Origin of the sequence: Streptomyces sp. B6B3 (assembly GCF_039871525.1) — a bacterium.
Taxonomy (GTDB): domain Bacteria; phylum Actinomycetota; class Actinomycetes; order Streptomycetales; family Streptomycetaceae; genus Streptomyces.
The window spans coordinates 1-12,859 of the sequence record NZ_JBDPLU010000014.1; the positions used below are offsets into that span (position 1 = coordinate 1).

General features: G+C 75.0%; 8 protein-coding genes. 7 read left to right on the forward strand and 1 reads right to left on the reverse strand.

Annotated features, from left to right (window positions below; all coding sequences use genetic code 11):
- The first annotated feature begins 33 nt into the window (after nt 1-33).
- From ABGB06_RS25625 to ABGB06_RS25640, 4 genes are all read left to right on the forward strand, one after another.
- Nucleotides 34-858: a TlyA family RNA methyltransferase gene (locus ABGB06_RS25625; protein ID WP_347593404.1), complete on the forward strand. Its 825-nt coding sequence runs from the start codon at nt 34-36 to the stop codon at nt 856-858.
- Nucleotides 855-1,835 carry an NAD kinase gene (locus ABGB06_RS25630; RefSeq protein WP_347593406.1) on the forward strand — a complete coding sequence of 327 codons (981 nt, stop codon included), beginning with the start codon at nt 855-857 and terminating at the stop codon, nt 1,833-1,835. The genes ABGB06_RS25625 and ABGB06_RS25630 overlap by 4 nt, the downstream gene beginning before the upstream one ends.
- Nucleotides 1,836-1,896: 61 nt before the next feature.
- Nucleotides 1,897-3,735 carry a DNA repair protein RecN gene (gene recN, locus ABGB06_RS25635; protein WP_347593408.1) on the forward strand — a complete coding sequence of 613 codons (1,839 nt, stop codon included), beginning with the start codon at nt 1,897-1,899 and terminating at the stop codon, nt 3,733-3,735.
- Between the two features lie 183 nt (nt 3,736-3,918).
- A complete protein-coding gene (locus ABGB06_RS25640) occupies nt 3,919-5,106 on the forward strand; it encodes a glycosyltransferase family 4 protein (RefSeq protein ID WP_347593410.1) in 1,188 nt (395 codons plus the stop codon).
- Between the two features lie 770 nt (nt 5,107-5,876).
- Here the strand turns inward: ABGB06_RS25640 and ABGB06_RS25645 are convergent.
- Nucleotides 5,877-7,682 (reverse strand): glycoside hydrolase family 15 protein, encoded by a 1,806-nt coding sequence (locus ABGB06_RS25645; protein WP_347593412.1) that lies wholly within the window; start codon nt 7,680-7,682, stop codon nt 5,877-5,879.
- 357 nt (nt 7,683-8,039) lie between these two features.
- Here ABGB06_RS25645 and ABGB06_RS25650 point away from each other — a divergent pair, with 357 nt between their 5' ends.
- The 3 genes from ABGB06_RS25650 (at nt 8,040) to ABGB06_RS25660 (ending at nt 12,799) form a co-directional block, all read left to right on the forward strand.
- Nucleotides 8,040-9,722 carry a CTP synthase gene (locus tag ABGB06_RS25650; protein WP_347593414.1) on the forward strand — a complete coding sequence of 561 codons (1,683 nt, stop codon included), beginning with the start codon at nt 8,040-8,042 and terminating at the stop codon, nt 9,720-9,722.
- 4 nt (nt 9,723-9,726) lie between these two features.
- Nucleotides 9,727-10,365 carry an NUDIX hydrolase gene (locus ABGB06_RS25655; protein WP_347593416.1) on the forward strand — a complete coding sequence of 213 codons (639 nt, stop codon included), beginning with the start codon at nt 9,727-9,729 and terminating at the stop codon, nt 10,363-10,365.
- A gap of 139 nt (nt 10,366-10,504) precedes the next feature.
- Nucleotides 10,505-12,799, forward strand: coding sequence for a tetratricopeptide repeat protein (locus ABGB06_RS25660; RefSeq protein ID WP_347593792.1), 2,295 nt, complete (start codon nt 10,505-10,507; stop codon nt 12,797-12,799).
- Nucleotides 12,800-12,859 lie beyond the last annotated feature (60 nt).

Sequence of the window (12,859 nt, forward strand, 5' to 3'; positions counted from 1 at the left end):
CCCCCACGCCCACCCCCAGGAGCTGACCCACACGTGGCAGCAGCGACCCATCGACGCCTCAGCCGGCTCGACGCCGAACTGGTGCGCCGTGGCCTGGCCCGTTCCCGGGACCACGCCAGGAGCCTCATCGACGCGGGACGCGTCACCGTCGACGGCTCGACCGCCAGCAAGTCCGCCACCCAGGTCGGCACCGGCGCCGCCCTCGTGGTCAGGGCCGACGACACCGACCCCGAGTACGTCTCCCGCGGCGGCCACAAGCTGGCCGGCGCGCTGGCCGCGTTCACCCCGCGCGGACTGCGCGTCGCCGGGCGCCGCGCGCTGGACGCCGGCGCCTCCACCGGCGGCTTCACCGACGTGCTGCTGCGGGCCGGCGCGTCCGGAGTGGTCGCCGTCGACGTCGGCTACGGCCTGCTCGCCTGGTCGCTCAGGACCGACCCGCGGGTCACCGCCCTGGACCGCACCAACGTGCGCGGCCTGACGCTCGAGATGATCGGCGGCACGCCCGTCGAACTCGTCGTCGGCGACCTGTCGTTCATCCCGCTCGGCCTGGTGATGCCCGCCCTGTCGCGGTGCGCCGAGCCCGACGCCGACCTGGTGCTGATGGTCAAACCGCAGTTCGAGGTGGGCCGGGAGCGGCTGGGCAGCGGGGGAGTGGTGCGCAGCCCCGAACTGCGCGCCGAGGCGGTCACCCGGGTCGCCGAGCGGGCCGCCGAGCTCGGGCTCGGGACGCTCGGCGTCACCGCCAGCCCCCTGCCGGGACCGGCCGGCAACGTCGAGTACTTTCTCTGGTTGCGCGCCGGTGCGCCCCCGTTGGACCCGGCCGAGGTCGATCGCGCCGTTACGGAGGGGCCGCAGTGACCACCATCGCGACCAGCACCGAGAGCAGCGTCACGAACCACGCCCGCACCGTCTTCCTGCTCGCGCACACCGGCCGGCCGGCCGCCGTGCGCAGCGCCGAACTCGTCGTCCAGGGCCTGCTCGGGCACGGCATCGGGGTGCGGGTGCTCGCCGAGGAGGCGGCCGACCTGCCGCTGCCGGACCGGGTCGAGCGGGTCGAGAAGCCGGAGGTGGCGGATCTCCGAGCGGATCCCGCCGAGGCCAAACGGGGCGTGCTCGACGGATGCGAGCTGCTGATCGTGCTCGGCGGCGACGGCACGCTGCTGCGCGGCGCGGAGTTCGCCCGCGCCTCCGGCGTGCCGATGCTCGGCGTCAACCTCGGCCGCGTCGGCTTCCTCGCCGAGGCCGAACGGGAGGACCTCGACCAGGTGGTCAGCCGGGTGGTGGCCCGCGCCTACGAGGTCGAGGAGCGGATGACCCTCGACGTGCTGGTCCGCAGCAACGGCGACCGCGGACACGTGGCGCACCACGACTGGGCGTTGAACGAGGCCACGGTCGAGAAGGCCGCCAGGGAACGGATGCTCGAGGTGGTCACCGAGGTGGACGGCCGTCCCGTCTCCGCGTTCGGGTGCGACGGCGTCGTGTGCGCGACCCCGACCGGGTCCACCGCGTACGCCTTCTCCGCCGGTGGCCCGGTGGTCTGGCCCGAGGTGGAGGCCCTGCTGATGGTGCCGATCAGCGCCCACGCCCTGTTCGCCAAACCCCTGGTCACCGCGCCCGATTCGGTGCTCGCCGTGGAGGTCAGGCGGGAGACCGGGCACGGCGTGCTCTGGTGCGACGGCAGGCGCAGCACCGAACTCCCGCCCGGCGCGCGGATCGAGGTGCGGCGTGGCGCCGTGCCCGTCCGGCTGGCCCGGCTGCACCACGCGCCGTTCACCGACCGGCTGGTCGCGAAGTTCGCCCTGCCGGTCGCGGGCTGGCGCGGGGGACCGCACTGAACGGCCCGGTTCAGCCCTCGGGGATGGGGACCGACGTCGCGGTCCCGCCGCTTCACCTCGTATGGTCGTATCCGTGTTGGAGGAGATGCGGATCAGGGACCTGGGCGTGATCGACGACGCCGTCGTCGAGTTGTCCTCGGGCTTCACCGCGGTCACCGGCGAGACCGGCGCGGGCAAGACCATGGTCGTCACCAGCCTGGGCCTGCTGCTCGGGGGACGCGCCGACGCGGGCCTGGTGCGCGCCGGCGCGGCGGCCGCGGTCGTCGAGGGCCGGGTCAGCGTGGAACCGGGGGCGCCCGCCGCCCGCCGGGCCGAGGACGCCGGCGCCGAACTGGACGAGGGCGCGCTGCTGATCAGCCGCACCCTCTCCGCCGAGGGCCGATCCCGGGCCCACGTCGGCGGCCGTTCCGTGCCGGCCGGACTGCTGGCCGAGCTCGGCGAGGAACTCGTCGCGGTGCACGGCCAGACCGACCAGCAGGGCCTGCTGCGCCCGGCGCGGCAGCGGGAGGCCCTGGACCGGTACGCCGGCCGCGCCGTGACCGAGCCGCTCGCCGCGTACCAGGAGACCTACCGGCGGCTGCGCGCGGTCGCCGCGGAGCTGGCCGAGCTCACCACCCGGGCCAGGGAGCGTGCCCAAGAGGCCGATCTGCTGCGGTTCGGGCTGGAGGAGGTCGCCGCCGCCGAGCCGCGCCCCGGCGAGGACGTCGACCTGGCCGCAGAGGCCGAACGGCTCGGCCACGCCGAGGCGCTGGCCGCCGCCGCCGCGAGCGCCCACGGCGCGCTGGCCGGCGACCCGACCGACCCCGAGGGCGTCGACGCGGCGACGCTGACCGCCGGCGCGCACCGGGCGCTCGAGGCGGTGCGGGCGCACGACCCGGCGCTCGCCGGGCTGGCCGACCGGCTGGCCGAGGTGAACATCCTGCTCGCCGACGTGGCCGGCGAGCTCGCCGGATACGCGGACGGCCTGGACGCCGACCCGCTGCGGCTCGCCGCGGTCGAGGAGCGGCGCGCCGTGCTGGCCCACCTGATCCGCAAGTACGGGGAGCCGGCGTTCGGCGAGGCCGAGACCGCGGCGCGGGACGGCGGGGACGGCTGCGCCGCCGTGCTGGCCTGGGCGGAGCGGAGCGCGGCCCGGCTGACCGAGCTCGACGGCGACGACGACCGGATCGGCGAGCTGGCCGCCGAGCGGGACGTGCTGCGCGACCGGCTCGGGGCGCAGGCGCTGGCGCTCAGCGACGCCAGGGGCGCGGCCGCCAAGCGGTTCTCCGACGCCGTCACCGAGGAGCTGGCCCAACTGGCCATGCCACACGCCCGGATCCAGGTGGAGGTGCGACAGACCGAGCTGGCCGACGCCGCCGCCGACGAGGACGACGGCATCGACGTCGGCGGCCGCACCGTCTCCTACGGGCCGCACGGCGCCGACGAGATCGAGCTGCTGCTCGCCCCGCACCCCGGCGCGCCGCCGCGCCCGATCGCCAAGGGCGCCTCCGGCGGCGAGCTCTCCCGGGTGATGCTCGCGGTCGAGGTCGTCTTCGCCGGGTCCGCGCCGGTGCCCACGTACCTCTTCGACGAGGTCGACGCCGGGGTCGGCGGGAAGGCGGCCGTCGAGGTGGGCCGCCGGCTGGCGAAGCTCGCGGACTCGGCCCAGGTCGTCGTGGTCACCCACCTGCCGCAGGTCGCCGCGTTCGCCGACCGGCACCTGGTGGTGGAGAAGACCAGCGAGGGATCCGTCACCCGCAGCGGCGTGCGGTCCGTGCACGGCGAGGGCCGGGTGCGCGAGCTGTCCCGGATGCTCGCCGGCCAGGAGGACTCCCGGCTGGCCCGCGCCCACGCCGAGGAACTGCTGGCCACGGCCGCCCGACGGGGCCACGGCACGGAGGCCGAGGAGCGCCCCACCTAGGCCATGCGAGTGGCCGGCGCTACCGCGCGGCGTGGCCCTCCTGGCATGCTGGACGGCGCATTCCACTGCCAGCGAACCAGGAGTTGCCGTGAGCGACGCTCTCCGGACGGCGGTCGCGCCCGCCGGGCGGCGCGCCGGCGACCCCACCCCTCCCGGCCTCCCCGGCCGCTGGGGAGCGGCGCCGTGAGCGGCCATGCCGCCCCGGCGTCCGGACGAGCCCCGCTGCACGTCGTGCAGCTGCTGGGGCGCGGTGGCGCGGGCGCCGGCAGCCATGTCCGTTCGCTCTCCGCCGGCCTGGTGGCCCGCGGCCTGCGGGTGACGATCTGCGCCTCGCCGGCCGCCGAACGGCGCTGGGCGCTGTCCCGGGTGGGCGCGCGTTTCGTTCCGGTGTCCGGCTTCCCCCAGCCCGGCAGGCCGGGAGGCGTCCCCAGCGGCCCCGAGGCCGTGAGCGTGCTGCGCGCCGTCTGCTCCGACGCGGACCTGGTGCACGCGCACGGCAACCGGGCCGGACTGCTCGGCTCCCTGGCGCTGGGCCGTCGCCCCGTGCCGCTCGTCGTCACCTGGCACGCCGTGCCCCCGGTGACCCGGGGCGGCGCCGCCCTCGGCGTCGGCGGGATGCGCGCCGGGGTGCGGCGGCTGACCGAGTCCTGGGTGGCCCGCAGCGCCTCCGTGCTGCTCGCGGCCACGCCCGACCTGGTGACCCGCGCCCGGCGCCGCGGCGCCAGCGACGCCCGGCTGGCGCCGGTCGCGCTGCCGACGCAGCGCCGCCCGGACCCGCCGCCGCGGGAGGGGCAGGGCTACAAGCTGCGCGCCGAGATCGGCGCCCTCGACCGGCCGCTGCTGGTCACCTCCGTGCGGCTGGAGCGCGGCGCGGACGCGGACGCGCTGGAGATGCTGCTGACGGCCGCCCGCGGCTGGCGCGGGCTGGTGCCACAGCCGCTGCTGCTCATCGCCGGCGAGGGGCCGCAGCGGGCCGCCGTGCAGCGGCGGGTGGACCGGGAGGGCCTGCCGGTGCTGCTGCTCGGCCATCGCGACGAGGCCTTCCGGCAGCTCGCCGCGGCCGACCTGGTGGTGTTCGTGGTGCGCTGGGCCGCGCGGGCGCCGCTCGCGCTGGAGGCGCTGCGCCGCGGGATCCCGCTGGTGGCCACCGCCGTCGGCGGCGTGCCCGACCTGGTCGGCGACGCGGGCGTGCTGGTGCCGTTCGGCGACCCGGCGGTGCTCGGCAGGGCGGTCGCCGACCTGCTCGCCGACCCCGACCGCCGCGCCGCACTCGCCGACGCGGGCCGGCTCCGCGCCGGAAGCTGGCCCACGGAGGACACCACGGTCGCCCAGGTCCTCAGCGTCTACGACGAACTCGTCACCGCACCCTGACTGCCCGCCGCACCCCGCCTCGTGTGGCCGAGGGCCCCCGGCATGGTGCCGGGCCCCTGGGTCAGCGGCGGAGTGGTCCTGCGCCCCGGGGCCGCAGGATCGCCGCACCCACGCGGCAGCGGACGCCTCGCCGTGTCGGCGCCCAACCGGCGCCCAGTCAGGCTGCGGGGCGCTTACCCGGCCGGAGGCATCCTGGGCACCGAAGCCGGGGATCGCTCGGGCAGCCGCGTGGGTGATGGCCTGGTGCCCTGGGGTTCGTGGCACCCCGGGCCCTGCGGCCCGACGCCCAGCCGGCGCCCGCACGACGCCTCACGGCGTCGTGGTCCTGTGGCCGCGGGTGCTCAGCTGCGGGGCCGGTAGCTCGCCCGGGGGCGCGGGGCCGGGGGATCGCTGCCCCCGGCGTGGGTGCTGGCCCCGTGCCTGGGGTCCGTGGCTCCCCGGCCATGCCGTTTCGTTGCGCGGCGTCGTGGCCCTCTGGGGTCGTGGAACCCGCGGACCGTTGGGCGGATGGGCTGCCGGGTACCGAGTCCGGGCGAGCTCAGGGCTTGGGCCGCGGATCCTGCGGCCCGTGGGGCCCGGCGCGGCGCCCGGTACGAGACGATGCCGCACGGGACCGGTGGGCACCAGCCATCGCGAGGGCGTCCGGCAGCGCGCTCCGGCGGAGGCCCGGCCGGCCCGCGTCCGCGGGCCGGCCGTCGTACGGAAGCGCCCCGGCCGGTCCGTCTCTGCGGGCCGGCCGGGGCGCGTGTGCCGTCGGGGGTTCGGCGGCGTCAGCCGCCGTACGCGCCGGAGGCGGTGAGGCGGAGGGCCGTGTCGATCAGTGGCACGTGGCTGAACGCCTGCGGGAAGTTGCCCACCTGCCGCATCCGGCGCGGGTCCCACTCCTCCGCCAGCAGCCCGAGGTCGTTGCGCAGCGCCAGCAGCTTCTCGAACAGCTTGCGCGCCTCGTCGACCCTGCCGATCATCGCCAGGTCGTCGGCCAGCCAGAACGAACACGCCAGGAACGCGCCCTCGTCGCCCTCCAGGCCGTCCACGCCGGTGTGCTCGCCCGCCGTCGGGTAGCGGAGGATGAAGCCGTCCAGCGTGGACAGCTCCCGCTGAATCGCCTCGATCGTGCCTATCACCCGCTTGTCGTCCGGCGGCAGGAAGCCCATCTGCGGGATCAGCAGCAGCGAGGCGTCCAACTCCTTGGAGCCGAAGGACTGGGTGAACGTGTTGCGCTCCCGGTCGTAGCCGCGCTCGCACACCGTGCGGTGGATCTCGTCCCGCATCGCACGCCACCGCTCCAGCGGCCCGTCCACCTCGCCGGACTCGATGAGCTTCACCGTGCGGTCCACGGCCACCCAGGCCATCACCTTGGAGTGCACGAAGTGCCGCCGCGGCCCGCGCACCTCCCAGATGCCCTCGTCCGGCTCGAACCAGTGCTCCTCCAGGTAGCGGATCAGCTTGAGCTGGAGCAGGTTCGCGTGGTCGTTGCGGGCCAGGCCCGTCATGTGCGCCAGGTGCAGCGCCTCGGTCACCTCGCCGTAGACGTCCAGCTGGAGCTGGCCGGCCGCGCCGTTGCCGATCCGCACCGGCTGCGAGTTCTCGTAGCCGGGGAGCCAGCTCAGCTCCGCCTCGGCCAGCTCCCGCTCGCCCGCGATGCCGTACATGATCTGGAGGTTCTGCGGGTCGCCGGCCACCGCGCGCAGCAGCCACTCGCGCCAGGCCCGCGCCTCCTCGTGGTAGCCGGTGCGCAGCAACGAGGACAGGGTGATCGCCGCGTCCCGCAACCAGGTGAAGCGGTAGTCCCAGTTCCGGGAGCCACCGATCTCCTCGGGCAGCGAGGTGGTGGGGGCCGCGACGATGCCGCCGGTCGGCTCGTAGGTCAGCGCCTTCAGCGTGATCAGCGACCTGACCACGGCCTCCCGGTACGGGCCGTGGTACGTGCACTGGGCGACCCAGTCGCGCCAGAACTCCTCCGTCTCGGCCAGCGCCTCCTCGGGCCGCGGCACCGGCGGCGGCTGCTTGTGCGAGGGCTGCCAGCTGATCGCGAACGTCACCCGGTCCCCGGGGGCCACGGTGAAGTCGGAGTAGGTCGTCAGGTCCTTGCCGTACGTGTCCACGCCGGTGTCGAGCCACACCGAGTCGGGGCCGGCCACCGCCACGGTGCGGTCCTCGACCTTGTGCACCCACGGCACCACCCAGCCATAGGAGAAGCGCATCCGCAGCGCCGACCGCATCGGCACCCGGCCGCTGACACCCTCCACTATCCGGATCAGCTGCGGGGCGTCCCGGCCGCGCGGCGGCATGAAGTCCGTCACCCGGACCGTGCCGCGCGGGGTGTCCCACTCGGACTCCAGGATCAGCGAGTCCCCCTGGTACCGCCGCCGGCTCGCCGGCGGAGGCGGAACGTCCCTGCCGTGCGCGGGGCCGAGCCGCCAGAAACCGTGCTCCCCGGTGCCCAGCAGCGCGGCGAAAACGGCATGGGAGTCGAAGCGCGGTAGGCACATCCAGTCGGCCGAGCCGTCCCGGCCGATCAGTGCCGCCGTCTGCATGTCCCCGACGAGTGCGTAATCCTCGATGCGCCCGGCCACTTGCTACTCCAGTCGAACAGTAAGTCCGCCCCCGTGGGACGTGCGTTTTCGTCGCCCAATCGAGCGTCCGAGCAGGATACGCGCCCGGATGAGCATTTGTTTGTCAGTCGCGTGAGAACAGGGGGGCTCCCGTCGGACTATGTTGGATTTTGCCGCGGAAGGTCTGTTCTCTTACATCCTGGGTACTTCGCCGTAGGTGCCCCCGGCCCCCGTCCCCACTGATAGTCTGGTAGCCCGTGGAGCGGAGGGCAGAACCCCCGAACCGCAGCGATGGCACCCAGAACCCGCGGCGGGCTGAGCACCGTGGCGGCGGCCTTCGCGCATCCGACCTCGCGACCACGGGAGCGACTCTTGGCCATGCCGCCCAGTACCACGACGACCAAGCACATCTTCGTCACCGGCGGAGTCGCCTCCTCGCTCGGCAAGGGACTCTCCGCCTCCAGCCTAGGGGCACTGCTCAAGGCACGCGGCCTCCGCGTCACGATGCAGAAGCTCGACCCCTATCTCAACGTCGATCCCGGCACGATGAATCCCTTCCAGCACGGTGAGGTGTTCGTCACGAACGACGGCGCCGAGACCGATCTGGACATCGGGCACTACGAGCGCTTCCTGGACGTCGACCTCGACGGCAGCGCGAACGTCACCACCGGGCAGATCTACTCCACGGTCATCGCCAAGGAGCGGCGCGGCGAGTACCTGGGCGACACGGTCCAGGTCATCCCGCACATCACCAACGAGATCAAGCACCGCATCCGCCGGATGGCCTCCGACGACGTGGACGTGGTGATCACCGAGGTCGGCGGCACGGTCGGCGACATCGAGTCCCAGCCCTTCCTGGAGGCGGTGCGTCAGGTCAGGCACGAGGTCGGCCGGGACAACGTCTTCGTGGTGCACATCTCGCTGCTGCCCTACATCGGCCCCTCCGGGGAGCTGAAGACCAAGCCCACCCAGCACTCGGTCGCCGCCCTGCGGAACATCGGCATCCAGCCGGACGCCATAGTGCTGCGCGCCGACCGCGAGGTGCCGACCGCGATCAAGCGGAAGATCTCGCTGATGTGCGACGTCGAGGAGGCGGCGGTGGTGGCCGCCATCGACGCCAAGTCGATCTACGACATCCCCAAGGTGCTGCACGGCGAGGGCCTGGACGCGTACGTCGTGCGCCGGCTGGACCTGCCGTTCCGCGACGTGGACTGGGCGAGCTGGAACGACCTGCTGCGCCGGGTGCACCGTCCCGAGCACGAGGTCACCGTCGCGTTGGTCGGCAAGTACATCGACCTGCCGGACGCCTACCTCTCGGTGACCGAGGCGCTGCGCGCCGGCGGGTTCGCGAACAACGCCCGGGTCCGGATCAAGTGGGTGACCTCCGACGACTGCAAGGCGCCGGGCGGCGCCGCGCGGCAGCTGGCCGACTGCGACGCCGTCTGCATCCCCGGCGGCTTCGGCGAGCGCGGCGTGGAGGGCAAGATCGCCGCCATCACCTACGCCAGGGAGCAGGGCGTCCCGGTGCTGGGCCTCTGCCTGGGCCTGCAGTGCATCGTGATCGAGGCCGCCAGGAACCTGGCCGGCATCGACGCCGCCAACTCCACCGAGTTCGACCAGGGCACCGCGCATCCGGTGATCTCCACCATGGCCGAGCAGCTCAACATCGTCGCCGGCGACGGCGACATGGGCGGCACCATGCGCCTGGGCCTGTACCCGGCGAAGCTCGCCGAGGGCTCGATCGTCCGCGAGGTGTACGGCGGCGAGCCGTACGTGGAGGAGCGCCACCGCCACCGGTACGAGGTGAACAACTCCTACCGCGCCGAACTGGAGAAGAAGGCCGGCCTGCTGTTCAGCGGCACCTCGCCCGACAACAAGCTCGTCGAGTACGTGGAGTATCCGCGCGAGGTACATCCGTACCTGGTCGGCACCCAGGCGCACCCGGAGCTGCGGTCCCGGCCGACCCGGCCGCATCCGCTCTTCGCCGGCCTCGTCCGGGCCGCCATCGAGCGGATGGGCACCGGAAGCGCCCCGGCGGCCGGGCGGGCCCAGGCACACTAGCGGCATGACAGAAACGCCCACCCCGTCCGACTCGCCCGTCAGCTGGCCCGTCACCTCCTCCAGCACGCCCTTCACCGGAAACAAGACCAGCGTCCGGGTGGAGGAGGTGGAGATGCCGGACGGCGGCACCGCCCGCCGGGACTACCAGGTGCACCCCGGGTCCGTGGCGGTGCTCGCCCTCGACGAGCAGGACCGGGTGGTGGTCATCGAGCAGTACCGCCATCCGGTGCGGCACAAGCTGTGGGAGATCCCCGCCGGCCTGCTCGACGTGCCGGGGGAGAACCCGCTGCACGCCGCGCAGCGGGAGCTCTACGAGGAGGCCCACATCAAGGCAGAGGACTGGCGGGTCCTGGTCGACGTCTACACGACGCCGGGCGGCTGCGACGAGGCGGTCCGGGTGTTCCTCGCCCGGGAGCTCTCGGCGGCCGACCGGGAGCGTTACGAGCCTGAGGGCGAGGAGGCGGACATGCGGCTCGCCCGGGTGCCGGTGGCCGAGCTGGTGCGGGGCGTGCTCGCCGGCCGGCTGCACAACAACTGCCTGGTCGTCGGCGTGCTGGCGCTCCAGGCGGCGCGCGCCGGCGAGGGACTCTCGGCGCTCCGCCCGGCCGACGACCCCTGGCCGGCGCGACCCTTTCCCTCCTGATTCCGCCGCGCCTCCCTCCTGACGTGTCCTGACCGCTCCGGAGGGGGTCGGCTGGCATACGCTCCCAACCGTGAGCGACGACGCACACGCGGCTGCCGGGCCGCGTTCCGAGGGGGAGGACGAGGAAGCCGCTGGAGCGGTGCCCCCGGGGGCCGAGAACGCGTTTCTCGGCCGGCAGGAGGAGCTGGCCGCACTGCGCGCCGATCTGGCGCGCGCCAGCCTGGACACGCTGGCCGGGCGCTCGGTGCCGCGCGCCCGGGTGCTGCTGGTCGCCGGTCGCCCCGGCACCGGCCGCACCGCGCTCGCCGAGGAGTTCGCCCGGGAGTTGCTCGCCGCCGGCGAGCACCCGGACGGGCTGCTGCGCGCCCGACTCACCGATCCGGGCGGCGTACCGGTGTCCACCGAACGCACCGTCCGCGAGCTGCTGGCCGGGCTCGGCGACGTCGCGCCCGCGGGCGCGACGGACGAGGAGCTCACCGCCGCGCTGCGGGAGGCGCTCGACGGGCGCCGCGCCGTGCTGCTGCTCGACGACGTCGGCTCCGCCGAGCAGCTGGACGAGCTGATCCCGGACACCAGGGGCTGCACCGTGGTCGCGGTGGCCCGCGGCCCGCTCACCGGAGTGCCCGATGTCCGACCCTGCGCCCTGGGCGGGCTGCGGACCCCCGCCGCGCTGCGGCTGCTGACCCGGGGCGCGGGCGACGTGCGGGTCACCGTGGACCCGACGGCCGCGCTGCGGCTGGCCGAGGAGTGCGGGCAGCTGCCCGCCGCGCTGGTGCTGGCCGCCGGCTGGCTGGCCGCCCACCCCGACGCGGCCGTGGTGGACGCCGTGCGCCGCATCCGGGAGCCGGTGGACGACGCGGAGCTGGGCCTCCCGGAGTCGCCCGCCCTCCCGACCGGTCCGAGTCCGACCGGTCCGAGTCCGACCGATCCGCGCCCGGCCGACCCCGACGGCCTCGTCGACCCCGACGACCTCGACGACCCGGAGTCGGCGGATCCCGAGGGACGCGACGACCACGAGGACCACGACGGCCCGTCCGGTCCCCGAGCCCTCGTTCCGGCGGCGCCGCGGGCCGCCGCCGCCCTGGCCGTCGAGGACGCGCTGCGCCGGGCGTTCCGGATGGCCTACGCCATGCTGCCCACCCCGGCCGCGCGGCTGCTGCGCCTGCTGGCCCTGACCCCCGCCGGCCGCGTCGACGCCCATATCGCCGCCGCGCTCGCCGGCGGACCCGTCGGCACCGCCCGCGCCACCCTGGCGGACCTGGCCAGGCTCGGCTTCCTGCGCACCACCCCGGCCCCGGCCACGGCCGGCCGTGGCCCGGCCGCCGGTGAGCCCGAGTACCTCGTGCCCGGCTGCCTCGACCCTCTGCTGCGGGCGTTGCTCGGCAGTCGGGAACGGCCGGCCGACGCCCTGCTGGCCCGGGCCAGGATGCTCGAACGGCTGGTGCGCCTGCTGCGCGCCTGTCAGGCCGTCACCGAGCCGCCCGACTCCGCCGAGCACGCCTGGCTCGCCGAACAGCCGAGCTCGCTGCGGTTTCCGAACGGCGACGCGGCGCACGCCTGGCTGACGGCGCGGCTGCCGGTGCTGCTCGCGGCCGCCCGGCTGGCCACCGCGGACGGTGAGCTCGACACCCTGGCCCGCCGGCTGCTCGGCGCGCTGACCCGGGCGCTGATCGCCCACCGCGGGGTCGACGCGGCCGCTCCCGAGCTCTACCGGCTGCACGAGCTGGCCCTCCGGGTCACCGAGCGCCAGCCGCTGCCCAGGGACCGGGCCGCCGCGCTGCTGAACCTCGGCGACCTGGACGCCAGGGCCGGCCGGCGCGAGCAGGCGCTCGACCGCTACCGCGCCGCCCTGGCGGCAGCCAGGGGCCAACACGGCTCGCAGGACCAGGCGATGGTCGGCCGGCTCCTGGAGTCGATGGGGAACACCTACGCGGCGCTCGGCGACTGGGAACGCGCCGCCGACTGGTACGAACGGGCGTTGACGTCGTGGCAGTTCCGCGACGGGCTGACCGCCACCGCACGGCTGCGCGGCCGGCTCGGCGGCGCCCTGGCCCGCACCGAGCAGTGGCCGGAGTCGCTGCGCGCCTGGCGGGGCGCGGCCGCGGCGCACCGGCGGCTCGGCGACGTCGAGGCGCAGGCCAGGGCGTTGGGCGAGGCCGCGCGGGTCCAGGCGTACGCCGGGAGCACCAAGGATTCCGTGCGCACCGGACAGGAGGCGTTGCGGCTGGCCGAACAGCTGGGCGACCCGCACCTGCAGGCCGCGCTCCGCCTCGACCTGGCCGACCGCGCCGAGACGCTCGGCCGGGACTCCGTCGCCGCGGCGCACCGCGCCGCCGCCGAACGGCTGCTGCGGCCCTCCCGGCTGGCGCCGGGTCAGGTGGTACCCAGGAAACCGCATACTTATGAAACGCAGACGACACGCCAATATGATTGACGAGAACCAAGGCTAGACAAGCGAGATCCCTTCATTACAATGATCACAGCACCTTTCCGA